The sequence below is a fragment of the Vibrio sp. Vf1514 genome, from assembly GCF_052076135.1.
GTDB classification, from domain to species: domain Bacteria; phylum Pseudomonadota; class Gammaproteobacteria; order Enterobacterales; family Vibrionaceae; genus Vibrio; species Vibrio furnissii.
The window spans coordinates 145396-170881 of sequence record NZ_CP197267.1; the positions used below are offsets into that span (position 1 = coordinate 145396).

Genomic DNA, 25486 nt, shown 5'->3' on the forward strand with positions numbered 1-25486 from the left:
ATATTAGCAGCAATGCGGTTTCATGGCTATTCGAGTCGCGGGCCTGGTGATGTGGCAGTGCAAGACAAACAGAGTTTGCAAAAGTGGGGTTAATGAATCACTAACCCCACTTGAATACATCATTTATTTGGCTTCAGAAACTTGGCTTTTTCGCTCAAACCAAGGGCTGCGAGCATCCGTGAGATCGTATAAGTGATACTTCCGACTTAGCATCTGACCGCCATCGCGAGTGATTGGCTGCCATGCGATGTTCGCGCGGCTGGTGGATGGTTTTATGGTCATGATGTCAAACGGCACGGAAATGTAGAATCCTTTGTTGTAGCTGCCTTCACCATATTCTTCCGTGGTCAGATCCGTGACGGTCGCAAATGCCCCGACAATGACACCGGACTTAAACTGTTTCGAGAAGTCAACACGGACCCCTTTATCGCCACCGAGGAATTTACCAACACTGACTTTAAACAGGGTGTTATCGATCCACTCCCATTGTGGGGTGTAATAAGTGGTAATTTGACCGGTTGTGCCTTGGTCGAGTACGTATGCTTGACAGCTCACGTCGCCTGCACTGCAGTTGCTGGCATTGTAGCCATCATAGTAGACGTACGGATCGCTAAAGGTACCAAACCAAGAGTCAGGATCACGTTGAGAGATTAAGTTGGCATCCACGCCGATGGCCCAATTGCTGTTCAATGGGCGATAGAGAACTTCACCGCCCACACCCGCAAACATGGTTTCTAGGTAACCCGCGTAGGCTTGGGTATACACTTGTTGCAACGGTTGCTCGAACCACGTCAGCTGCAGGTTGTTTAAACGCACAGGATTATCGTGAACGTAGGCGCGGAACATAGTGCGAACACGCGGTACCGCGAAGTTGGAAATGTGCGGGTTGTTCTCGACGTAGTTAAATTTGTCGTAGTTATCGGCAAGGTTGACGTAAATCGAACCACTGGCTTCAAGGTTATTGGTCAACCAGACATTTGCATTGGTATTGAAGCCAATTTGATAGAGGTAAAAGGACTCTGGGCCGCCAAATGATTGTTGAAACACTGGGGATATGCCTGCGCCCCAGCGTTGATTGTTTTGCGCAAGTTGCTGCCCAGACACCGGTGTTTTCGGTTCTGAGTGTGTGGTGGCATCTGACATTTTTGCGCCGATATAGTCGTGGTTAGCGACTTTTTTATACCCGCTCGCTGAAATTTCAGCTTCGGTTAGGTCAACACCATTGCGTTGCTCTACGATTTTATAAGTACGAATGGATTCTGGCGCATGATTGGCTAGAATCGCAGCGGCACGATCTTGTGCCTCTTCACGATCACGATATTTCGTTTGTTGACCGGTGATGATTAACGTGTCGCCATCTTGACGGATGGTGTTTTTCTCATAGCCCGCATTGCTTGCAAGTTGTTCGCTGACTTCATTCCAATTCGGGTTGGCAACCGGGCGAGCCGTGACCGCCGTTTTTGGCTCATCTCGCCAGATGGCCTCAATTTGATCGAAATTGGTATAGAGGTTTAGGCCAACAGTGAGGGTGTCGCCGCGCTGGTAGCTGACTTTGGCATCGCCCCAATCACCCAAACGATAGAGCACCCCGAAGTTCCATGGCGTGTGTTGTGTCATGGGCTTCCCACCCGTGACATGTGGAAAATCTTGCGAATAATCATTGGCGTCGTATTCGACTTTGATCCGCAATGGGTCATACGGTGTTTGGTATTCGATACCACCAAACAGTGCCGCCGGCCCGTGGAACCAACGACCAGCATCAATTGAGCCGCCACTTTCTTTCGTCTCTGTGCTGCGTTCGCAGAAAGAATCACTGGCTTTACAAAGTGGGTTCGTGATGTTGCCACTTTGGCCAACATAGCCCCATCCCATACCGAGCGTGACGTCGAGATTGCCAAAACGTTTGGTGGCAGCAATAAACTCACCATCAAATAGCCCCGTACCGCCAATGTCGCGAATACCAATCGAGGTTTCGGGGAGCCAATAGCCTTCTTCAAATAAACGCAGTTTGACGTCAATCCCTTTGTCGGTATACAGGTTATCGCCGCTGTAGTCTGGATTGGCGTTATACAGCATGTCAGGAACACGCGTGTAACGAATGGTGGATTCTAACCAAGGAAACAGCTGAATGGAGGTATAAAAATGTTGATAGTCATCATTCACATTGACGCCAAAATTAAACTCACCTTCAGCCGTCATTCGGCCTGAGGGCATTTGCATCAGACCCACACCACCGAAATCAGATTGAGAGGGCTTTAGCGCCACTGGGGTGAGTGTTGAAGCCAACAATGCACTTGAGAATGTGCCAGAGAAAAGGCCAATACACACTGCGCTCAGTTTAAAGGCCAATGCGGTGGACGAACGTACCGAATGTGTCATAGCGCAGAACCCTCAATCATGCTGATCAGTGTGGCAATATCTTGTTCCAGTTGAACCATCTCTTGGTCGCTGGCGTTAAATCCGACGAGGAGCGCGCTACCTGGTTTCAAATGTGTGTGTGCATTATTCCAGTAGGCATAACCAACGTGAGTGATCTCACCCTCCGGAGAAATCACCCATGCATCGCTGTGATGCTTCTTATGGGGTGAGCGAGAGCGGGCGATATAATCGGCAACAGTGAAGTTGGCGTTAAATGTCATCTGTTGCTGCTCGGATAGACCAAATAACGCAATCGAATCGGGGCGCTGGGTAAGTTCAAGTTGAAATTGCCCGGGCAACAGCGGGTTGAGTTCTGGCTTCAGGCGAACGGCATCGACATCCAAATTGAGCTTTTCTCGATAGCCGTATTGGTAACCACTGAGCTGCGTGAGTAGCTGTTTCGCTGCGATGCGATAGGTCTCGTTGTTTAACAGCGTGCTTAATCGTTCTTTTACGCTGGCATAGAGTTCCTGCGCTTTATCGGCTTTCGCGCCAGAAAACAAGCGATAGCCTTCGTGATAAGTGTTTAGATGATTTTTTTGATTGGCTTGTTGTTGAGCATCAAGCAAGACGCGATCCAGCCGAACCGGTTGGTTGTATTGTAAAATCACCTGTTGCATCGGTAAGGTTACGGTCGTCGGGGTGTTTGCCCATGCAGAAGTGCTGCTAACGCTGGTCAAGCATAATAACAGCCAAGTTGGAATGGTTTTGGTCATTATTTCGCTTCCACATATGGTTTCAGAATGTCCATTTCGATTTGACCCATTTGTGGGCCAATGTGCTGGATACTTTTGAGTACCCAGCCTTCTTTACTCACCCAATAGTGATTTTGAATGCTGGTCGTAAGTTCTGGGTAGGCAACCGTTTCCTGCCAGTGATCCAAGGTTTCTTGCCAAAGTTCAGAGGTGACTTTATCTTGGCTCAGTTTAGTGGTCGAAACATGGGCGATATAACCGTACTGATTGCCCGCTTGCCAGTCGTAGTAAGTCTGCCAATTTGAAGCGGAATCCCACGTTTGTGCAGCAGAGCTGTCCCGATGAGCCAAGTTTTGCACCGGGAAATTGATTGTTTTAACGATTCGTCCTTGTTCCGTCACGATCATGGCATGATCTTGAGAAATCCATTTGAGTTGAGTTTGGCCGGTTGCAAGATTGTTCTCGGCATAAGCCAATACCATAAAGACTTTGGGGCCGTTATTGAGTCTCACGTAGGCACTGGCGAAAGGGATATCGGCAATTTGCTTGGCACTGAGTTCAACATCGTCAATGCCCCAAAAAGCTTCTTTGAGGGTTTCGTTGACACTAGAAATTCTTTGCGAACAACCAGTTAACAGTACAACACTGAATATCATCGTTGCACTGCCTAAATTACGCCATCCTAACGTTGGAATCATTGTTTAAACAGCCCTGTTTATCGAGTTGGATTATCATTTTTAGCGGATTAGATTAACAGTCTTAATCATTGTCAGCAATCGTCGTTACGGTTTTAAAACGTTAATTTTTAGAAAGAATATGAGCTGCTCATATAAAAAAAGACCAACAAAAAGTTGGTCTTTTCTAAGCTTAAATAGGAGAAAAACCCATGTGGATTTAGTCTCATCGCTGATTAGTTGGTGCCTGTTGTACCTGTGGTACCGTCACTGCTGTTGCTTTCAGAAACAGCAACAGTTGCCGTGACAACGACAGCTGTACCAATAGCGACACCAGAAGCGGTCACACCGCCAACGGCTGCGCCAGTTGCAGCGCCGCCAGCGGCACCGCCACTAGAAGCGGCAGCCGCTGCACCTTCTTCACCGGCAGCGAATGCTGAGGTTGAAGCACCTAGCGCAACTAGCATTGCTAATGCGATATTTTTCATAGATAGTCCTTAATATACAAATTTAAACATCGATGTTTGAAGTGTGTATTGCACTTCGATTCTCATTGTAGATACAAATTGTTTGTAAAGTAAACGGTGAGATGTTGTTAAAAAGAGATAACTTGAGACTCACTCACCCTTAACTCAAAATTTCACAGAGAAAATGACGACAATAAATTGTCATCTTAACAACGATGTGCATAATAAACGCCCGAAGAATTAAGGTGGCAAAATAGCCGCTTGATCTAAAAACAACGTCAAAAAGCTTGTTAGTCACGTTTTTATGAAAATCGTGAGCGTAATGTGGTCTACGCAAACACCAAAGGGCGGTAGCGTCCTAAGTTTTGGGATAAAACCACATTTATCGCGCCGAATTATTTTCTTTTTTATCAAAGAACGTACTATAACGAACTAACACGCCATACGGCTCGGACTGAAAAGCTGGTAAAACGATATAGTTAAACGTTAAGGAACGAGCCTTTAACTATATCGAAATCAACATGTCATGTGCATCTCATACCCCACATGGATGCTTGATTGAATTTTCCCAGAGATTACAAGAACAAGAGTGAACTTGTTCATAACCAAAATTGGCTTACATGGAACTGAAAAAACATCTCCTTATCGCGGTATTGCTGCCGACGATTCTTGCTGGGTGCACCATCGTGCCCGGGTCGCACCTTTCACCAAGTGATAAAAATGTTGTTCAATCTGAATCCGATCAGGACGACAACATCTCTGACCAAGTCAACGTTTACCCGTTAGATGCCCATAATGTTAGCCGTTATCAACGGCATCAAGATTTCCGTTCGCGCGCCAATTCTGATCTTGATGCATTAGTGGCCGCTTATGAGTATAAAGTCGGCCCTGGCGATATCCTGAACGTGACCATCTGGGATCACCCTGAATTGACGATTCCTGCGGGCTCTTATCGTAGTGCGTCCGAAGCGGGCAACTGGGTTCATTCCGATGGTTCCATCTTTTATCCTTACATCGGTACCGTTGCCGTCGCTGGAAAAACAGTACGCGAAATTCGCGCTGTCATTTCTGAGCGTCTCTCCAAATATATCGAAAGCCCTCAAGTTGATGTCAGCGTCGCTGCTTTCCGATCTCAGAAAACGTATGTCACCGGTGAAGTCTCGAAGCCGGGGAAACAAGCGATCACTAACATCCCTCTGACGATTTTAGATGCGATAAACAATGCTGGCGGTCTAGCGGCTGATGCCGATTGGCGTAATGTCACCTTGACTCGCAACGGTGAAGAACAACATATTTCGTTGTACGCCTTGATGCAGCGTGGTGATCTCACTCAGAACCGATTACTGCAAGCGGGCGACATTATTCACGTACCGCGTAATGATAGTCAGAAAGTGTTTGTGATGGGCGAAGTCAACGACCCTAAAATGTTAAAAATTGACCGCTCTGGCATGAGTTTGACGGAAGCGTTGAGTAGCGTTGGTGGTATTAACCAGCTTTCAGCCGATGCAACAGGTGTATTCGTTATCAGAACGTCGAATGATAAATCTGAACGCATCGCTGATATTTACCAACTGAATATTAAAGACGCGTCTGCTTTAGTGATTGGGACGGAATTCGAAATCCAACCTTATGACATCGTGTACGTCACTGCTGCACCGTTGACGCGTTGGAATCGCGTAGTCAGCCAGTTGGTGCCAACCATTTCCGGATTTAATGACCTCACTGAAGGCGTTCTACGCGTACGCAATTGGCCGTAGAAAGGTGAATTAGATGTTTAATAATATTTTGGTTGTGTGTGTTGGGAACATCTGCCGTTCGCCCAGTGGCGAACGGGTATTGCAAACGTTGTTACCCAACAAGCACATTGCTTCTGCCGGCATTGGCGCAGAAAAGAGCCGTTTAGTCGGTAAGCCAGCTGATGAAATGGCAACGCAAGTGGCAGCTGAACATGGGGTCGATTTAAGCAACCATCATGCACAGCAACTCACTAGTGCTTTGTGTGGTCAATATGATTTGATTTTAGTCATGGAAAAAGGGCATCTTGAAGCGCTCACGGAAATTGCACCTGAAGCGCGTGGTAAAACAATGTTGTTCGGTCAATGGATAGGGCAAAAAGAAATTCCAGATCCTTATCGACAAAGTAAAGAAGCGTTTGATTATGCATACAGCTTAATTGAGCAGGCTGCGCAAGCGTGGGCGAAAAAACTTTGATATAGCGTTGATACCATCGCGACATCACACTGATTTTTATTTTTTAATTTTCTCTGAAGCTCCCAGGATACGACAATACAATGACAACACAAGCAACCCGATCTTCAGTCGATAGCCAATCAGATGAAATCGATTTAGGCAAACTCTTTGGCATTCTACTAGATGCCAAATGGATCATCATTATCACGACCTTTGTTTTTGCTGTGCTGGGGGTGGCCGTTGCCATACTTTCTACGCCAATTTATAAAGCCGACGCACTGATTCAGATTGAACAGAAAAGCTCAGGGGGTATTAGTTCGCTAGTTGGTGATATGGGAGAGCTGTTTTCTTCTGAATCGTCGGCAACGACTGAAATTGAGATCATCAAATCACGCATGATTTTAGGGGATACGGTTGATAAGTTTAACCTGACAACGGTTACTGAACCTAATTACTTCCCTCTATTGGGCAAAGGATTAGCTCGCCTAGGAGGAGAGAGTCGAGCGATAAGCGTTAGTCGATTCACTGTTCCTTCATATGCAGATGAAGATGAGCAATACTCAATTACTGTACTCGATTCTCAAGCTCAAACTTATCAGTTTCTACGCAATGGTCGAGAAATGTTTGAAGGTGTAGCCGGTCATCTTTCTAAGAAAGATGGTTATGAGTTGTTTGTGACTAACATAGATGCAGAAAAGGGCTTTGAGTTTACGATTGCAAAACGCAGTAAACTTGCGGCTATCGAATGGTTGAAACAAAATCTTTCAGTAAGTGAACGAGGCAAGCAAACCGGCATTCTGGAGTTGAGTTTTACTGGAGAACGAAAAACGCATATTGCTGATATTTTGAATGATATCGCGCAAAACTACTTTCTACAAAATGTTGAACGTAATTCCGCAGAAGCGGAAAAAAGTTTAGCGTTTCTTAAAAACAACCTTCCTGATGTAAAGCAAAGTCTGACAGAAGCTGAAGACACCTTAAATGCATTCCGTCAAAAAAATGATTCGATTGATTTAGGGTTGGAAGCGCAGTCTACTCTTAAAGTGATGGTCGAGCTGGAAGCTCAGTTGAATGAACTAACGTTCAAAGAAAGTGAGATTAGTCAGCGGTTTACCAAAGATCACCCAGCATATCGTTCATTGTTGGATAAACGAGTAACCCTCCTGAAAGAAAAAGATCGTTTAAATCAGCAAATCCAGAAAATGCCGAAAACGCAGCGTGAAGTGCTGCGTATGACACGTGATGTGGAAGTGAACCAACAAATCTATGTTCAGCTTCTCAATAAAGTTCAAGAACTCTCAATAGTTAAAGCGGGTACTGTGGGTAATGTGCGTGTGTTGGATCAAGCAGAGTCATACGCTAAACCAGTGAAGCCAAAGAAAGCATTGATTGCTGTGTTAGCAACATTGCTCGGTGGTATGCTCAGTGTGGCTTTTGTTCTGATAAAAGCAGCGTTGCATCGTGGTGTTGAAAACCCGGACGATATCGAGCAAATTGGCCTTTCAGTTTATGCCAGTGTACCGAAATCGAACCTACAGCTTGAATTGTTTAACAAACTCAAGCGTCATCGCAAACAGAATCAAGAAATGACGCTGCTTGCTGAATCCAACCCCGCTGACCTTTCCGTCGAAGCGTTACGTGGTTTACGCACGAGCCTTCACTTTGCCATGATGGAAGCCAAGAATAATGTGTTGATGATCTCTGGCCCAGCGCCGGGGATTGGTAAATCCTTTGTGTCGACTAACTTTGCTGCGGTAGCGGCTAAAACGGGTCAAAAGGTATTGCTGATTGATGCAGATATGCGCAAAGGCTATTTACAACAACCGTTTGGATTAGCTTGGGAAAACGGTTTGTCTGATCTGCTGAGTGGTAAAATATCCTTAAAAGAGGCTGTTAAGACCACTCAAGTTGATAATTTAGATATCATGACGCGTGGCCAAGTTCCGCCTAATCCTTCAGAGTTATTGATGCATCCTCGCTTCAAGGAGCTTGTTGAATGGGCGAACGAACATTACGACTTGGTCATTATTGATACCCCTCCGGTCTTGGCGGTGACGGATCCGAGTATCGTGGGGGCCTTAGCGGGTACTACCCTTATCGTTGCTCGTTTCGGTATGAATACCATCAAAGAAATCGACGTTGCTCGCAATCGCTTTGAACAGGCGGGAATCGAAGTCAAAGGTGTGATTCTCAACGCGACAGAGAAAAAAGCGTCTAGTTATTATGGTTATGGTTACTACAACTACTCTTATAAAAGTGATAACTGAGAAATATCTGTACCTGAGTTGACTTGGGAATGAATCCGGTCAGCAGGTTTCGATTAAAAGGTGAAATCTCTCCTCAATACACAAAAATGTCTCAGACCATCGTGATGACTGAGGCATTTTTGTGTTTCAAAAACGTCAAAGGCTACAGATGAAAATGTAGCGCAAAGAGTGTTAAACCCTAAAAGGCTTTCATTGTGAAAATTTTGGTAACCGGTGGCGCAGGTTTTATTGGTAGCGCTGTAATTCGACACATTCTTGCTAAGACAAAAGATAGTGTCATCAATGTCGATGCACTTACTTATGCAGGCAATCTGGAATCTTTGCCTGGTGCAGAAGAGAATCCTCGTTATGTTTTCGAACATGTTGATATCACGAATCTTGAAGCATTGAGCCGCGTATTCAACGAACACAAGCCTGATGCTGTGATGCATTTAGCTGCAGAATCTCATGTTGATCGTTCCATTGATGGCCCTGCTGCCTTTATCCAAACAAACGTCATTGGCACCTACAACATGCTGGAGGCTGCTCGCGCCTACTGGAACCAACTTGATGAGCGTGCAAAACAAGCTTTTCGTTTCCATCATATCTCGACAGATGAAGTCTATGGCGATTTAGAAGGGACAGATGATCTCTTCACGGAAACCACATCTTATGAACCATCAAGTCCTTATTCTGCTTCCAAAGCATCAAGCGACCATTTGGTTCGTGCTTGGCTGCGCACATACGGGCTACCCACGATCGTAACGAACTGTTCTAATAACTACGGACCTTACCATTTCCCAGAAAAACTGATTCCGTTGATGATTTTGAATGCATTGGCGGGTAAGCCTTTGCCAGTTTATGGTAATGGGATGCAAATCCGTGATTGGCTTTTTGTCGAAGATCACGCTCGTGCACTCTACAAAGTCGTGACTGAAGGTAAAGTGGGTGAAACATATAATATCGGTGGTCACAATGAGAAGGCGAATATTGAGGTTGTCAGTACCATCTGTGAACTGCTCGAAGAGCTCGTGCCCAACAAGCCAGATGGCGTCAATCTATACAAAGATCTCATCACCTATGTGAAAGATCGCCCTGGTCATGACGTTCGTTATGCAATTGATGCTGCAAAAATTGAACGGGAATTGGGCTGGAAGCCGCAGGAAACGTTTGAGAGTGGTATTCGTAAAACGGTGGAATGGTATTTAAACAATAAAACCTGGTGGAGTCGGGTATTAGACGGTTCTTACAGTATGGAACGTTTAGGCACTGGAGAATAACGAATGAAAGGGATTATTCTCGCTGGTGGTTCTGGTACTCGTCTTTATCCAATTACTCGTGGTGTCTCTAAGCAGTTGCTACCGGTTTATGACAAGCCAATGATTTATTACCCGCTATCGACGTTGATGTTGGCAGGGATTCGCGACATTCTCATTATCACTACACCTGAAGATAACGACAGCTTTAAACGTTTACTCGGTGATGGCAGCGATTTCGGTATTAACCTTCAATACGCGGTACAGCCAAGCCCTGATGGCTTAGCACAAGCGTTTATCATCGGTGAAGAGTTTATTGGTAACGATTCTGCCTGTTTGGTACTGGGCGACAATATTTTTTATGGTCAATCATTTGGCCAACAACTGAAACGTGCCTGCGAGCTGACTTCTCAAGGTATTGCAACGGTATTTGGTTATCAGGTAAAAGATCCGGAACGTTTTGGCGTGGTTGAATTTAACCAAGATATGAAAGCCGTCTCGATTGAGGAAAAACCGCTTAAGCCGAAATCAAACTACGCAGTAACGGGTTTGTATTTCTACGATAAACGCGTTGTGGAAATGGCCAAACAAGTGAAACCGTCTGCACGTGGTGAGCTTGAAATTACCACCCTAAATGAGATGTACCTCAATGATGGTTCTCTGAATGTAGAGCTACTCGGTCGTGGTTTTGCGTGGTTGGATACGGGTACCCATGAAAGCCTACATCAAGCGTCTTCTTTTGTACAAACCATTGAAAATGTGCAAGGTTTGAAAGTGGCCTGCTTGGAAGAGATTGCTTGGCGTAATGGTTGGCTGAGCAATGAAGAATTGAAGTTGATAGCAAAACCTATGCTCAAAAATGGTTATGGTCAGTACCTACATTCGTTAATTAAGTAAGCAGGAACGACAATGAAAATTTTAATTACCGGATGTAATGGTCAAGTAGGGCATTGTCTGACTGAGCGTTTAAAAGTAAGCGCTGAGGTATTAGCATTAGATTACGAAGGGCTAGATATTACCAATCGTGAAGCTGTGCTAAACACGGTGGCCGAATTTAAACCTAATTACATTATCAATGCGGCAGCACATACTGCTGTGGACCGTGCTGAGCAAGAAATCGAGCTTTCCTACGCGATTAACCGCGATGGGCCAAATTACCTAGCACAAGCGGCTAAAGCGTGTGGCGCTGTGATGCTACACATATCTACCGATTATGTGTTTGATGGAACGGGTGAAAAGCCTTACCAAGAAAGTGATAGCACTGGGCCGCAAGGTGTTTATGGGCAGAGCAAATTATCGGGGGAGCTAGCAGTTGCTGAAGCTTGTCCTGAGCATTTGATTCTGCGCACCGCTTGGGTTTTTGGTGAGCATGGCAATAACTTTGTAAAAACCATGCTGCGTTTGGCGCAAAGTCGCGATGAGCTGAGCATTGTCGGTGACCAATTTGGTGGCCCAACCTATGCGGGTGATATCGCTGACGCGCTGATTACAATGGTGCATTCCATTGAGCATGGCAAACAACCTCAATGGGGTGTGTATCACTTCTCTGGCATGCCATACGCAAGCTGGTTTGATTTTGCGTCAGCCATATTCCAATCGGCAGTACAACATGGTGTGCTGGATAAACAGCCGCGACTATCTTCCATTCCAACATCGGCTTACCCAACGCCAGCCAAACGCCCTGCTAACTCCCGATTAAACTGTTCGCAAATCGAAAATCAATTTGGTATTCAACCAAGTGATTGGCAGGCGGCTTTAGACAATATCCAAGCTTATAAGTAATTGACACAATGAAAATTATTGATACGAAAATCCCTGATGTAAAAATCATTGAACCAACAGTATTTGGTGATGAACGTGGATTCTTCATGGAAACGTGGAACCAAACGCGGTTTGAAGAATTAGTAACAGGCAAGCCAACTCAGTTTGTACAAGATAACCACTCAAAATCTAAAAAAGGGATCCTGCGCGGTTTACATTACCAAACAGAAAATACCCAAGGAAAACTCGTACGTGTGGTTTCTGGTGAAGTATTTGATGTTGCGGTTGATATTCGCAAAGATTCACCAACCTTTGGGCAATGGGTAGGTGAATATCTTTCAGCTGAAAACAAGCGCCAATTGTGGATTCCGGCAGGCTTTGCCCATGGTTTTTATGTGACTAGTGATGAAGCTGAATTTGTCTATAAGTGCACCGACTATTATAACCCAAGTGCGGAAGTGTCAATAAAATGGGATGATGCATCGTTAAACATTGATTGGCCCATTACGGATGGTCCTTACTTGTCCAATAAAGATAATATAGGTCTATTCTTGTCTGATGCAACCTACCTATAATCAAAATGATTAGTAAAAAATTTAATTTAAAGGCAATAAAACAAGGACGAAGTGTTTATGCCTTGAATTCTTTATGGATGATCTCTGATAGAGTAATAAATATAGTCTCTGCGTTCGTTTGGTCAATTCTTCTTGCTAGAAGTTTAGGTATCGATGGATTTGGTAACTATAACGCAATAACTTCATGTATTGCATTGCTACTACCAATAGCAGCATTTGGCCTAAATGGTTTATTAAATAAACTTATTCTCGAGAAGAAGAAAGACCTCTCAACTATAATATTATCTGGATTAATATTAAAATTGCTCGCAGGGGTTGCATGTATTCTACTCGCATGTTTATGGTTCCATTATAGTAAGACACTTGAACTCAATAAGATTAACTTTACCTATTCTTGTATTCTGATATTATTTTCGCTTCAAGTATTTGAATCGCTCAATCAAGCGTTTAGTTCATCGCAAGTTATATCATTATGTAGATTTTTCACTGTAAGTTTTTTTCTATGTGTAAAGATATACTTTTGGATGTATGATCTTCTTACCTTGAATATAGCCCTTATACTTCAAGCATGCGAATATCTAGCTTACTTTGCATGTATCGCATATTGGTCTATGTCAAAGTATAAAAATAGTTTTTCTTCATCAGAAGATATTACATTTTATAGGGTGATACAGACATCCAAAGTAATGGTTACTGGTGGTGGGTTATTGATACTGTCAGGTGTTGCAGAAACGATTAACCTTCGGGTTGATGTCTTGATGTTAACTGAATTATCAAGTTTAGATAGTGTTTCTATCTATTCAGTAGCGACCAAGTTTTCCGAGTCGGGTTATTTCTTTGCCGCAGCCATCGCAACTTCATTCTTTCCTAAAATCATGAAGTCTAAAAGTGTCGATGAAAGTGCATATTATAATGACCTTAATGGCTTGGTTAAGAAGCTAAATTATGTTTGTGTTGGTATATTTGCTATAACTATTATTTTTGCATATCCAGCTATATATTATTTATACGGGCATGAGTATAAAGATGCATATTTCGTTCTTCTCATTCATCTTTTTGCCTCATTCTTTGTCTACTTTAGGGCTGTATTTAGCAAGTGGCTAATAGTAGAGAACTTGTTTAAGTATTCTTTGCTGACGCATTTGTTTGGTGGTGTGGTGAATGTCTTGCTTAATATTATATTAATCCCTACGTATGATTATTATGGAGCAGCGATAGCAACAATTATCTCATACGCATTTTCTTCATATTTTTCGTTACTGTTTTTTAAGAAGACAAGAAGTTACTTGACGAATATAAATTTCAATATTTTTTGGTGGTTGGTTAAATGAAGGGTCTTATCAAGAAAATATTAAGTGAAAAGAGCTTAAATAAACTCAAAGCTTATTATGAACATGCAAATAAAATGAAATCTAAATTAGGCATTGGTCTATCAAAGTTATTTACGATGACTAAGCCTACTAGTGCGGTCTTTTGTTTGTTTAATCGAGCACTTGAACGTGAAAGCTATTCGGTTTTAAAAGGACGCCAATCATTTGTTGATAGTGCAAATAAAAATGTGTCCTTGTATAGACGTAATGTTCATCGCCTAGAGAAAGCGATGATTATGCGACCTTTGAGAAGTAAATTCGCTGAAGCTTATATCCTTGAACTAGTTCAGTCACACCGAATGATCCGAACTATAGTGTCTCATGAACAATATTTATGGGGACAATCTGTTCTAGAAAAATATTTTGAGTTAGTGACAGACGAAACAAGTGACATCATAAATGCAGCGAGAGAATTATTTTTAAATAATGCTGAAATGCATATTTCAGAATCAAAAGGAATATCTAAAACTCCTTTTGATTATAAAAATAGAGCTCAAGTCAATATTAGTTTTGATGATTTTTATGAATTAACCAAAGCAAGAAAATCAGTACGCTGGTTTAAACAAGAACCTATTGATATAAAATTACTTCATAAAGCGGTCAATGCCGCTACACAAGCACCGTCTGCTTGTAATCGTCAACCGTTTAGTTTTTACTTCGCCAATGATGCAAAAAAAGCGCAGCATATCGCATCGTTAGCGATGGGGAGTGCTGGGTTCTGTAGCAACATACCGTCAATCATTGCCGTTGTAGGTGACCTGTCTTATTTTGATAGTGCTCATGATCGCCATGTTATTTACATTGATTCTTCTTTAGCTACGATGCAGATGCTCTTAGCATTTGAAACACTAGGATTAGCTGGCTGTATATTGAACTGGCCAGATATTAAAGCAAGGGATCAAGCTCTTTCCAACTATTTAAAATTGGAACCATATCAAAGAGTTGTGTGTCTGATTGCTGTTGGTTATCCTGACGAAAATGGTTTAATTCCATTCTCTGAAAAGAAAACTTCAGAAGAACTAATTAAGGAAGTCTAGAATGAAATATGTTTATGTAAAGGGTGTTAACTTTGAGAATAAAGGCGCAGAACTTATGATGCGAACTATTATTCAAAATTTAAATATTCTAGGCGACTATAAAGTTGTTTTAACTGCAAACTCTGCATCTCCGTTTGAAAAACGTTGTGAGCTTGGTGCATATCAATATTTTAGCTTTAGCTTTGGTCGTTTTGATCTTAATCGTCTTACTTATTTTATTCCTCAAAGGCTGATTAATTGGTTGTGTAATACTTACGGTATTGTATTAGAACCAAAGTTAAGTGTCGTTCTGGATGCAAGCGGATATGCCTATGGAGACAAGTGGCCTATCCGTGGCCTGCAAAGAACATGTTCACAATTAAAACGTTTTTCTGAAAAAGGGAAAAAATATATCTTCATGCCACAAATGCTAGGCCCTTTTGAGAAACAAGACGGTAGAAAACTAGTACAAGACAATTTTAAATACGCAGACCTAATTGTTGCTAGGGAAGAGACTAGCTATAACGGCGTGAAAGACATCATTGGTAATGAAAAAAATCTAGTCATCGGCCCAGATTTCACAAACCTGCTCAAAGTAGAGAATCAGGTAAGAGATGAGAATAGTGTTATTATCATTCCAAACTCTAACATGATATCTCATAGAAGTGGTCATGAGAACTGGAAGACTAAATACGTAGGTATTCTTGAAGATTTTATCGAAGCTGCTTTAGATAAAGGAATGAAAGTTACCGTGATCAATCATGAAGGTAAATCAGACCGAGTTATTTGTGACCAGCTAGGTCATAAGTATGATGGTAAGATCAATCTCATTCAAAACTATAATGCTTTGCAAATAAAGACAGCTATCGCTCAAGCCAGTTTTGTAATTTCTTCTCGTTTTCATGGGTGCGTATCTGCACTTTCTCAAGGTGTGGCTTGTATCGGTACAAGTTGGAGTCATAAGTATGAAGAGTTATATAAAGACTATGATGTGTCTCCACTGTTAATATCAAATCCTGATGACATAACAGACTATAAAAATTATTTTAATTCTATTTTAGAACAAAAATCATCATACGAAGTTTCTATTGTAGATAATGGAAATAAAATTAAAGAAAAAAGTCTAGAAACATGGAATACAATAAAAAGCGTAATCAATGAATAATGTGATCGTAATTCATGAGTTTGGCGCGCCTGAGCACTATTATGGTGCTCAGGATTTTCTCGTGAAAAACGCAGGCTCTATAAAATATAGAGAGTTCTCTACACCGCTACTGGTTTACAGAGCCTTAAAATCGCGCTCATTTAGCAAAATGCTTAAGGCATTCTCTGATTTTTTCTATCTATTGTTTTGTTATTTGTTTCCCTCAATTTTGAAGGGTAAAACTGTTATTTTAGGTTGTGCTCCGTTAGATTGGCGAATCTGTTTGTTAAAGCGTTGCTTAAAACACAGTAAAATAATCTATCACACCTCATGGTTGAGTTGGGATGGAAGCAAGTACCCTAAAAATATACCCTGTCTCGAAAAGTATTTAACAAAAGTATGGAAAGAGTTTCTTGGGAAGTCTGTCCATCATATTGCCGCTGTGACGCCTGAAGTTAAAAGACAACTTATTGAAAACTTTTCAGTACCGGAATACATTATTCAAGTTGTATACCATTGCTTTAACAACGAAATTTTTAAAATCACCGATGATTTTTCTAATGTCGATATCAACCATAAACAGCTTAATGTGATTTTTGTTGGACGATTAGTCGAAGAAAAAGGTGTCCGTGAGATTATTTCTTTGGCTCAATCTTTACCAAATAATAAATTTTATATTGTCGGTAAAGGCAAGCTAGAAGATGAGCTTAAGCAAGCGGCAGAAAAGCAGAAAAATTTGGAATTTATAGGATATGTCGCCAATCGTGATAAGCTTGCCGAGTTATTCCGCTCTTCAGATATTCTATTGCAAATGTCTAAGAAAAATAGCGAATGGGAAGAACTATTTGGGATGGCGATCATTGAAGCAATGGCTTGTGGCGTTGTGCCTATTGCCACGGATCATGTCGGTCCGAATACGATTTTAAGTGATAATGAAATATTGTGCGAAAATATAGTTCCTGAAGATGGCATGATAGACATTGTGTGTGAAAAAATAAAATATTACGACACCAATAGAGAATATTTATTAAAATGTAAGAATGAATCGGTGAAAGTAGCCGATTTATATAGTTTACCTAATATCTCTAAGCGCTGGTCAATGGTGTTGGGGGAGAAATAATGGTTTATATTGTTGTATTAAACTGGAATGGTTGGAAAGACACACTATCATGTTTAGATTCATTAATTGAATTAAACTATAATGAATATAAAATAGTTGTCTGTGATAATAATTCTTCCAACGATTCTGTAAAAAGAATCACCGATTGGTATGAAAGTAAAAAAGATAGTCATCCATATCTTGTTGACGCAGATTATCAATATCTGGATTCATCTAATTTAGATTCATTTTCAAGTCAGGCTAAAAAAGGTTTTTATTTGATCCAAACCGGAAGCAATTTAGGCTTTGCCGGTGGTAATAATGTTGGGTTACGTTTTGCGTTGAATCAAAACGATATGAGCCACGTTTGGATTCTGAATAACGATACTGTCGTAGAGCCTTCTGCATTATCAGCACTCACAAATAAAGTATCTACAGACAATAAGATCGGCTTATGTGGTTCCAGAATGGTTTATTTTCACGACCGGGATAAACTACAAGGGATTGGCGGACAATATAAACCATTATTGGCAACCACACGACATATTGCAGAAGGTGAGCCAGCTGATACAGTTTTCGATGAGCGTGTTATTGAAAAAGAGCTTGATTATGTGATTGGGGCGTCAATGCTGATCACTCGTGCCTGTTTGGAAGATGTTGGTCTTTTGAGTGAAGATTACTTTTTATATTTTGAAGAGTTTGATTATTGCCAACGATTAGCCAATAGAGGCTATAGATTTTCAATCGCTACAGATAGCTGGGTCTACCATAAAGAAGGTGGGTCTACGGAGTCCGGAAGAAGTGTTGTATCTGATTTCTACCAAGTTAGAAACCGTTTGATTATTACGAAGAAATATTTCCCTAAATATTATATTTTTGTTTATTTGTCTATGATTATTGTTTTTATTAATAGGATAAAAAGAAGGTCATTTAAAAAGGCAATTAATGTTGCTAAGATAATGATTAATAACGGATGTTGTAAATTGTAATTGATTGTTTGAGTGGTAACAATCAATAATAAATGATACTAGATCGGATTATCTGAAATGTTTTATGTTTTCTTGTCAATTTACTTATTCTGTTGCTCATTTTCACGTAACAAAAGAATATTTTTGTTAAGTAATTTTTTGGTTTTCTTATTTTTATCTGGAGCTTACTGTTACGGATATGACTGGATTAGATATAAGGCATACTTTGATGATAAGTTCTTGTATTACAGTGTGGAAACGTGGATATATGAACCATTATTCATGGCTCTCTACGCAATTGTCAAACCTCTAGGATTAGAATATCACTGGGTAGTAGTTTTATGTGCTGGTATCATAGGTAGAAATATATACGTATTTTCAAAAGAGAAAGTAAATCCTAACTTCGCATTATTTTTCGTGTTTTCTATTTTTTGCTTTATGGAATTTATGGAGCAATTAAGGCAAGGAGTTGCTATTTCATTTATTTTACTAGCTTATTCTGCATTAAAAAATGATAATAAAAAATCATTTTATATCAATGTAATGCTGGCAACTGCATTTCATATTTCTGCTGTATTATGCTTATTCTTTATCCCACTTAATAAGTTAATGTCCTCTAACTATCCTAAGGTAAAAGTTATTGTTTTATCTGCGTTAACTTTTGCTGGTGTCGAGGTCGCTGGTTATGTCATCAATAATGCAGCATTGTTAGGTGATTTTTTTATTTTCCATAAATTATCAGGATATTCAACAGATAGTTCTGGGTTGTTAAGCTTTGGATTGTTTTTGAACTTGGCAGTTGTTTCTATATGTGTACTATCCATTCGAGCAAGAACTCCTCAAGTTTATGTCAGCATCGTTGCTTCAATTTTTGTGATTACGTCAAAGTCCATATCAATAGTATTTAGATTCTCTTATTATGGTTATGTATATGTTTATGATGCATTTGAGTTTATCTTCTTACAACGAAGTAAGGTAAATAAATTTGCTGTTAACGTTATATTGTTAGTTTTCGCATTGAAGCCATTCTTAAACCCTGTATATTTTGCGATGTTAGGTCAATATAATTTCTTTTGGACAGGTTGGTTTTTTGATTCTGTCGATGTCAGCGCTATTGTTCACGATAAATGCTCTCTTCTTTCTTCATATGATATTAAATTTTGCGGCTATTGATGGGATAATATATGAAAAAAACACATGAATTATTTGTTAATGGTCGATTCTTGTCTCAGTCTATCACCGGTGTTCAGAAATTTTGCCATCAACAGTTATCTAAATTAGCTAAGACGCACGATGTAACTGTATTATTACCCAAAAATGCGGATGCTAGCCTTCTTCCTGGACATGTGAAGTTTGTGTATGTGGGGAAATTAACCGGTCATTTTTGGGAGCAGATAGAGCTTCCTTTATTTCTGTATCGGAAAAAGAATGCATTGTTGATGAGTTTTTCTGGCTTATCTCCAATTTTATATAATAATTCAATTTTTACTGTTCACGATTTATCATTTGTTGAAAATCCCAAATGGTTTAGTTTGCCTTATCGTATTTGGTATGGTTTCGCATACTCCTTGCTGTCGAGAACTTGTCAACGTGTCATTACGGTGAGTAACTTTTCAAAAACAGAGATATTAAAAAAATATCCTCGTCTTAAAGACCGAATCGATGTTGTATACAATATTTCGCCAGAAATAGATGATAGCGAACCTGCGCCCCAGGGCATTTCCTATGGTAAATATATTCTCCTTGTTTCTTCTTTAGATCCAAGGAAAAACATTAAATCATTTATTGAAGCATTTAATGTGGCTAAAATGCACGGATATAGCTTGGTTGTTGTTGGCGGGAGCGGAAAAGCATTTAAATTTGATTACCCTTCAGTGGATTTCCCACATATTCATTTTTTGGGGTATGTTGATGACGAAGAGCTAAGACGTCTTTATCAACATGCTCATTTATTTGCTTACCCAAGTTTATATGAAGGGTTTGGAATCCCCCCATTAGAAGCCATGAGTATGTCTTGTCCGTGCATTGTTTCTAACATAGCAAGCTTGCCTGAAGTGTGTGCAGATGCTGTATTATATTTTGACCCATATTCCATCGAGTCAATGGCTACTGCTATTAAACAGGGATTGGAGGATGTGAATTTACGTCAAGAGTTGGTGGTTAAAGGTAAAGCACGTTTAGCTGAATTGAAGAAAATTGAAAGTAAATATTCAATAGAAAGAGTCGTTAATGAAAGTACTACAAATGAGTAAGTTATATCCTCCTTTTTGGGGGGGGATCGAAACGGTTGTTTATGATTTGTCCGTCAAATTGAAAGAAGAAGGCGTTGATGTTGACGTACTTTGTGTTTCGGAAAATGACCAGAGTTCCGAAGAAGTTATCGACGGTATTCGTATTTTTAGGTGTGCTAGTCTTTTCCATCTTTCCAGTGTTTATTTCTCTATACTATTCATTAAAAAATGGCTAGAAATTAGGAATAATTACGACATTATTCATGTTCATTTGCCTAACCCCCTTGCCATTTTATGTTTGTTCTTTATAAGAACAAATGCCAAAATAATTGTTCATTGGCACAGTGATATCGTCAAACAAAAATTTTTAAAAATTCCATTTATACCGCTGCAAAGCTGGTTGCTGAAACGCTGTAGTCAAGTTATTGCGACTAGCCCTAAATATGCAAGTTATTCAAAGGATTTAAGTAAAGTTCAAGATAAAATATCAGTTATTCCTATTGGTATTAATGAGCATGCTTTGAAGGTGGATGAGAAAGTAAAATCAAGAATTCATGAAACTTACAAAGGTAAAAAAATTGTTTTTTCCTTAGGTAGACATATTTATTATAAAGGTTTTGATTTTCTTATCGAATCTGCGAAATATATTCAAGATGACGCTGTTATTCTTCTTGGTGGAGTTGGTGACTTAAGTGAATCGTTTCGAAATAAAATAATCCAAAGCGGTTTGGAAAATAAAGTCTATTTATTAGGTAAAATACCACATGATCAACTAGGCTCATATTATGATGCTTGTGATGTTTTTTGTTTACCTTCCGTTGAGCGTTCTGAAGCATTTGGCGTTGTTCAAATAGAAGCGATGAGCTTTGGAAAACCCGTTATATCCACGAATATCGAAGGTTCAGGTGTTGATTGGGTTAATCGAAATGATGTCACTGGGAAGATAGTACCCATTAAAGATGCAAAGGCGTTGGCAAATGCCATTAATGAGGTTGTGTCTAACCATCATTTTGAACCTGAACATATTTTGGATTATTTTAAGGAAAATTTCCTAAGAGATAAAATGGCCAGAGCAACGTTAGATTTATATAAAGAGGTTATGTGATGAATATTTTACCAGTGATTATGGCGGGCGGTTCTGGTTCTCGCCTCTGGCCGATGTCTCGAACACATTACCCTAAACAGTTTCTGTCGCTCGTTAGCGATCTCACGATGTTGCAGGAAACAATTACTCGTCTTGACGGGTTGGATTGCATGCCTGCAACCTTGATCTGTAACGAGGAACATCGTTTTCTTGTTGCGGAGCAATTACGGAAGGTTGGATTAGATCATTCAGGGATTTTACTTGAACCCTTTGGACGAAATACGGCCCCCGCTGTAGCATTGGCTGCGTTGCATGCTTTAAAAAGTGGCGATGACCCGTTGCTATTAGTACTTGCAGCTGACCATCTCATTAAAGATGCCCAAGCGTTTCGCAATGCAGTTCTGTCAGCAAAAGGTTTGGCAGATCATGGGAAATTGGTTACGTTTGGTATTGTTCCTACCAAACCTGAAACTGGCTATGGATATATTCGCCGGGGAGAGGGGGTTGAACAAGACAATGCATATCTAGTTGAATCCTTTGTCGAAAAGCCAAATCTGAGTGTTGCAGAGAAGTATGTCACCTCTGGTGAATATTATTGGAACAGCGGAATGTTCATGTTCAAAGCTTCTCATTATCTTGAAGAGTTGAGACAGTTCCGCCCTGATATTCTTTCGGCTGTTGAACAGGCGTTTATCGGCGCTTCGGTTGATTTAGACTTTGTCCGTCTCGATGCTAAGGCGTTTGCGCTGTGTCCTGATGATTCGATCGATTATGCCGTGATGGAAAGAACCAAGGAGGCTGTTGTTGTTCCTCTTGACGCAGGTTGGAGTGATGTAGGGGCTTGGTCTTCTTTATGGGATGTGAGTGATAAGGATGCCAACGAAAACGTTATTCGTGGCGATGTTTCTGTTTATAATTCGCATGGTTGTTATATCAACGCCCCAGAACGTTTGGTCGCTTCAGTTGGCGTTAAAGATCTAGTCATTGTTGATACAAAAGACGCGTTATTGGTAGCCCATAAAGATCATGTGCAAGATGTAAAGCATATTGTCGACAACTTAAAGGCTGACGGCAGAACTGAGTTTCAACAGCACCGAGAAGTCTATCGCCCTTGGGGTAAGCATGATCACATTGCTGAAGGTGAACGTTATCATGTGAAAAAGGTGACGGTTAAGCCAGGGCATAAATCTGCAATGCAACTGCATTATCATCGTTCGGAGCATTGGGTTGTTGTATCAGGAACAGCAAAAGTTCATAAAGGTTCTGAAGTCCAAATTGTGGCAGAAAATGAATCTATTTATATCCCTGTTGGTGTCCAGCATTGTTTCGAAAACCCAGGTAAACTTCCATTAGAGATTATTGAAGTCAGAACGGGTCAGTATTTACAAGAGGATGATATAACAAGGCTTTCTTCATCCGGTGAAGGTTACTAATTTAAAATATAAGTTAATTAAGGTTACAAACGTGCTTTTAACGTCAGAGATAATTCAACAATCCGGTATTCAATTTGGTACAAGTGGCGCAAGAGGATTGGTCAGTCAATTTACACCAGATGTTTGCGCTGCATTTACTCACGCATTTGTCGAGAGTGCTCAACATTCATACAATGTTAGGCGTGTCGCTATTGCCATTGATAATCGGCCGAGTAGCCCTGCTATCGCGCAGTCATGTGTTGCTGCTTTGATGCAAAGAGGGATTGAGTTTGTATATTATGGTGTTGTTCCTACACCAGCATTAGCCTATTCGGCAATGCAAGAGAATATCCCCTGTATTATGGTCACCGGTAGCCACATTCCTTTTGATCGCAATGGCTTGAAGTTCTATACGCCGGAAGGTGAGATCACGAAAGCAGATGAACAAGCGATTTTGGCTGCTGATTATGAATTCTCTACATTGAATGAGCTTCCTCAGTTATCTGCTGACCCGCGAGCTGCCCAACAATATATCGAGCGCTACACGAGTCTATTTGATTCTGCTTTTTTGAGCGGAAAACGAGTTGGAATCTATGAACACTCTAGCGCCGGACGCGATCTCTACCCTGAGATCTTTGGGGCCTTAGGTGCTGAAGTGATATCGCTTGAACGTAGTGATGAGTTTGTTCCTATCGATACAGAGGCGGTATCTGAGGCGGATAGAAGCAAAGCTAAAGTATGGTCGACACAATATCAATTAGACTTCATTTTTTCTACGGATGGTGATGGTGATAGACCGCTTGTCGCTGGAGAAAATGGTGAATGGCTCAAAGGTGATATATTGGGATTACTTGCAGCACAATACATGGGGATCGATGCAGTCGCGATACCTGTGAGCTGTAACTCTGCAATCGCAGCCTCTCGTGTTTTTTCTGAAGTCGCATTGACCAAAATCGGTTCTCCATACGTTATTGCAGAATTCGAAAACCTCGAAAAGCAATATTCTACTGTTGCGGGATTTGAAGCAAATGGTGGGTTCCTTTTAGGTACTGATGCCATCATCAATCATAAGTGTATAAAAGCATTACCAACTCGTGATGCACTTCTACCTGCATTAATGGTTCTGAGTGCAGGTCAAGAGGCGGGGATCGCACCACTAGTTGAACAGGTGTCCACTCGATTTACGGAAAGCGATCGTATTCAAAATTTCCCAACGGAGAGAAGTCGTGACATTTTGAATTGGGCTAAAGGGCGCGAAAGTCAGCTCCTGAAGCAGCTAGGATATGATGATAAGATTGTTTCTATGAATGAACTTGATGGCTTGAGGCTTGAACTAGCCAATGGCGATATCATTCATTTGAGACCGTCAGGCAACGCCCCTGAGTTAAGATGCTATGCGGAATCGTCTTCTGCCAAGAACGCAGGTTTTATCGTGAATAATGTGTTGTCCAAAATACAAACACTGACTATCGAATAATAAATGAATCCCTATCGGCCTGATAAACTAATGTTGGGCCAATAATGATTTGTTGATAAAAATGACCTCTTGTTATTCAAGGGGTTATTTTTTATCTAATTGTTTTTTTCTCATCTTTAGAATATTGAACTGAGCGCGACAAGTTGAATAATTATGAATTAAAAATTATGCATTATCTATCATTGAGATAGTCGTAATCATGTGTTTGATTTATTCATGATTTTATATGAATTGAATGTGTATATTATTTGGGGGGGTGATACCAACCAAGATAATATACAGAAATACATTATCTTGGCTGATAAACAATATGGATGTGGTTATTAAGAGGTGACGGTCACGCTCTTGGGATTCTTCCGACGCAGGAAAGCGGTAATACGCCATACATAGCTGAGTAATGCGGAATAGATTAAGAAGCAGGCAATGAATGTGTAGAACATGGTTGCTTCGCTAATATTCGCGGCTTCGCCATAGATACCGAATGCCGCAAACCCAATCGCAATCGAACATATTACCACGAGGGTTTGCTTAGAACTTAATCCTAGTCGTTGGAAAATATGATGCAGATGTTCTCTGTCTGGTTTGAACGGAGAGTCGCCTCGACGAACACGGCGAATCATTATTGCAGCCATATCCATCAATGGTACCGCGATCAGCCATAAGGCTGTTACCGGGCGCATTAAGGCTTTATCACCGGTTTGGCTTGCACCAAGCAACAACCAAATGACGGTAAAGCCAATCATCATGCTGCCAGCATCTCCCATGAATACTTTTCTTGCGCGCCCAAAAATACCCAAGTTCATGAAAATGTAGGGCAACATTGCCGTGATAATCACAACGCACAGGTAAGCCAAGCCGTGTTGGCTGTCTACGTTGAGAAGGAGAGCGATTGCACCGAATGTCACGATTGAGAGGCCGCCAAGCAACCCATCAATGCCATCGACCATGTTGAAAGCATTGATGGCTCCAATCACAGCAAAAACGGTCACAACGATACCGAACCAGCCCAAGTAAATATCACCAAGTCCAAATAGGTTACCTAAACTGTTCAGTTCGATCCCTGTAACTTGCATCATCGTGACCGATAAAGCCGCTTGGATTGCGATTCGAACTTTGACGCTTAAATCAAATTTGTCGTCTAGCGCCCCGACAAAGGTCAGTGTTGCAATCGATAGGACGAATAATTCGCTGTATTGAATTATATCCGGGCGAAACGTGAGGAACTGAGCTAAAACGATGCTCGTAGAAATCCCTCCAACTAAAGGGACTGCGCCTTGGTGTAGTTTGCGTGCATTGGGTTTATCAACTAAACCTATTTGCTTTGCTACTTTTCGCAATAAAAAGAGTATTGCAAAAGCACTGAAGAAGATGAATGTGAGTTCCAAAACCATAATCTAGCCATT

At 41.0% G+C, this 25486-nt stretch carries 22 protein-coding genes; 17 read left to right on the forward strand and 5 right to left on the reverse strand.

Features of this window, described 5'->3' with window-relative positions:
* Window positions 1-123 precede the first annotated feature (123 nt).
* The 4 genes from ACS18Q_RS00675 to ACS18Q_RS00690 all read right to left on the reverse strand — a co-directional run bounded on the left by ACS18Q_RS00675 (window position 124) and on the right by ACS18Q_RS00690 (window position 4275).
* Window positions 124-2379 carry a YjbH domain-containing protein gene (locus tag ACS18Q_RS00675; protein ID WP_441257255.1) on the reverse strand — a complete coding sequence of 752 codons (2256 nt, stop codon included), beginning with the start codon at window positions 2377-2379 and terminating at the stop codon, window positions 124-126.
* On the reverse strand, window positions 2376-3134 hold the full coding sequence (locus ACS18Q_RS00680; RefSeq protein WP_441257256.1) for a capsule biosynthesis GfcC family protein: 759 nt from the start codon (window positions 3132-3134) through the stop codon (window positions 2376-2378). Before ACS18Q_RS00680 ends, ACS18Q_RS00675 begins: the two co-directional genes overlap by 4 nt.
* Window positions 3134-3769, reverse strand: a complete 636-nt coding sequence (locus tag ACS18Q_RS00685; RefSeq protein ID WP_441257257.1) for a YjbF family lipoprotein — start codon at window positions 3767-3769, stop codon at window positions 3134-3136. The genes ACS18Q_RS00680 and ACS18Q_RS00685 overlap by 1 nt, the downstream gene beginning before the upstream one ends.
* Window positions 3770-4023: 254 nt before the next feature.
* Window positions 4024-4275: a hypothetical protein gene (locus tag ACS18Q_RS00690; RefSeq protein WP_158107957.1), complete on the reverse strand. Its 252-nt coding sequence runs from the start codon at window positions 4273-4275 to the stop codon at window positions 4024-4026.
* Window positions 4276-4874: 599 nt separating this feature from the next.
* On the opposite strand from ACS18Q_RS00690, the gene ACS18Q_RS00695 reads away from it, so the two are divergent.
* From ACS18Q_RS00695 to ACS18Q_RS00775, 17 genes are all read left to right on the forward strand, one after another.
* On the forward strand, window positions 4875-6011 hold the full coding sequence (locus ACS18Q_RS00695) for a polysaccharide export protein (RefSeq protein WP_143680620.1): 1137 nt from the start codon (window positions 4875-4877) through the stop codon (window positions 6009-6011).
* Between the two features lie 13 nt (window positions 6012-6024).
* Complete coding sequence (locus ACS18Q_RS00700; protein WP_004728287.1) at window positions 6025-6465, forward strand: arsenate reductase/protein-tyrosine-phosphatase family protein; 441 nt, start codon at window positions 6025-6027, stop codon at window positions 6463-6465.
* 80 nt (window positions 6466-6545) lie between these two features.
* Window positions 6546-8711, forward strand: coding sequence for a polysaccharide biosynthesis tyrosine autokinase (locus tag ACS18Q_RS00705; RefSeq protein WP_275723443.1), 2166 nt, complete (start codon window positions 6546-6548; stop codon window positions 8709-8711).
* A gap of 194 nt (window positions 8712-8905) precedes the next feature.
* A complete protein-coding gene (gene rfbB, locus ACS18Q_RS00710) occupies window positions 8906-9970 on the forward strand; it encodes a dTDP-glucose 4,6-dehydratase (protein WP_143680615.1) in 1065 nt (354 codons plus the stop codon).
* A 3-nt stretch (window positions 9971-9973) separates the two neighbouring features.
* On the forward strand, window positions 9974-10843 hold the full coding sequence (gene rfbA, locus ACS18Q_RS00715) for a glucose-1-phosphate thymidylyltransferase RfbA (protein ID WP_441257258.1): 870 nt from the start codon (window positions 9974-9976) through the stop codon (window positions 10841-10843).
* 12 nt (window positions 10844-10855) lie between these two features.
* Entirely contained in the window at window positions 10856-11728 is an 873-nt protein-coding gene (rfbD, locus tag ACS18Q_RS00720) for a dTDP-4-dehydrorhamnose reductase (RefSeq protein ID WP_441257259.1), read from the forward strand.
* 8 nt (window positions 11729-11736) lie between these two features.
* Complete coding sequence (gene rfbC / locus ACS18Q_RS00725; protein ID WP_238819535.1) at window positions 11737-12282, forward strand: dTDP-4-dehydrorhamnose 3,5-epimerase; 546 nt, start codon at window positions 11737-11739, stop codon at window positions 12280-12282.
* A 5-nt stretch (window positions 12283-12287) separates the two neighbouring features.
* Window positions 12288-13613, forward strand: coding sequence for a flippase (locus ACS18Q_RS00730; protein ID WP_441257260.1), 1326 nt, complete (start codon window positions 12288-12290; stop codon window positions 13611-13613).
* On the forward strand, window positions 13610-14689 hold the full coding sequence (locus ACS18Q_RS00735) for a nitroreductase family protein (protein ID WP_238819537.1): 1080 nt from the start codon (window positions 13610-13612) through the stop codon (window positions 14687-14689). Before ACS18Q_RS00730 ends, ACS18Q_RS00735 begins: the two co-directional genes overlap by 4 nt.
* Before the next feature lies 1 nt (window position 14690).
* On the forward strand, window positions 14691-15833 hold the full coding sequence (locus tag ACS18Q_RS00740) for a polysaccharide pyruvyl transferase family protein (protein WP_441257261.1): 1143 nt from the start codon (window positions 14691-14693) through the stop codon (window positions 15831-15833).
* Window positions 15826-16932, forward strand: coding sequence for a glycosyltransferase (locus tag ACS18Q_RS00745; RefSeq protein WP_441257262.1), 1107 nt, complete (start codon window positions 15826-15828; stop codon window positions 16930-16932). The genes ACS18Q_RS00740 and ACS18Q_RS00745 overlap by 8 nt, the downstream gene beginning before the upstream one ends.
* Window positions 16932-17900 (forward strand): glycosyltransferase family 2 protein, encoded by a 969-nt coding sequence (locus tag ACS18Q_RS00750; protein ID WP_441257263.1) that lies wholly within the window; start codon window positions 16932-16934, stop codon window positions 17898-17900. The genes ACS18Q_RS00745 and ACS18Q_RS00750 overlap by 1 nt, the downstream gene beginning before the upstream one ends.
* Before the next feature lie 123 nt (window positions 17901-18023).
* Window positions 18024-19052, forward strand: coding sequence for an EpsG family protein (locus tag ACS18Q_RS00755; RefSeq protein WP_441257264.1), 1029 nt, complete (start codon window positions 18024-18026; stop codon window positions 19050-19052).
* Between the two features lie 11 nt (window positions 19053-19063).
* Window positions 19064-20131, forward strand: a complete 1068-nt coding sequence (locus tag ACS18Q_RS00760; protein WP_441257265.1) for a glycosyltransferase family 4 protein — start codon at window positions 19064-19066, stop codon at window positions 20129-20131.
* Window positions 20109-21215, forward strand: a complete 1107-nt coding sequence (locus ACS18Q_RS00765) for a glycosyltransferase (protein ID WP_238819543.1) — start codon at window positions 20109-20111, stop codon at window positions 21213-21215. The genes ACS18Q_RS00760 and ACS18Q_RS00765 overlap by 23 nt, the downstream gene beginning before the upstream one ends.
* The gene (locus ACS18Q_RS00770; protein WP_238819544.1) at window positions 21215-22627 is read left to right on the forward strand and encodes a mannose-1-phosphate guanylyltransferase/mannose-6-phosphate isomerase; all 1413 of its coding nucleotides are present in this window, start codon (window positions 21215-21217) and stop codon (window positions 22625-22627) included. Before ACS18Q_RS00765 ends, ACS18Q_RS00770 begins: the two co-directional genes overlap by 1 nt.
* A 31-nt stretch (window positions 22628-22658) precedes the next feature.
* Window positions 22659-24083 (forward strand): phosphomannomutase, encoded by a 1425-nt coding sequence (locus ACS18Q_RS00775; protein WP_441257266.1) that lies wholly within the window; start codon window positions 22659-22661, stop codon window positions 24081-24083.
* Window positions 24084-24406: 323 nt separating this feature from the next.
* Here the strand turns inward: ACS18Q_RS00775 and wecA are convergent, their stop codons facing one another.
* Window positions 24407-25474 (reverse strand): UDP-N-acetylglucosamine--undecaprenyl-phosphate N-acetylglucosaminephosphotransferase, encoded by a 1068-nt coding sequence (gene wecA, locus ACS18Q_RS00780; RefSeq protein ID WP_441257267.1) that lies wholly within the window; start codon window positions 25472-25474, stop codon window positions 24407-24409.
* Window positions 25475-25486: the final 12 nt, after the last annotated feature.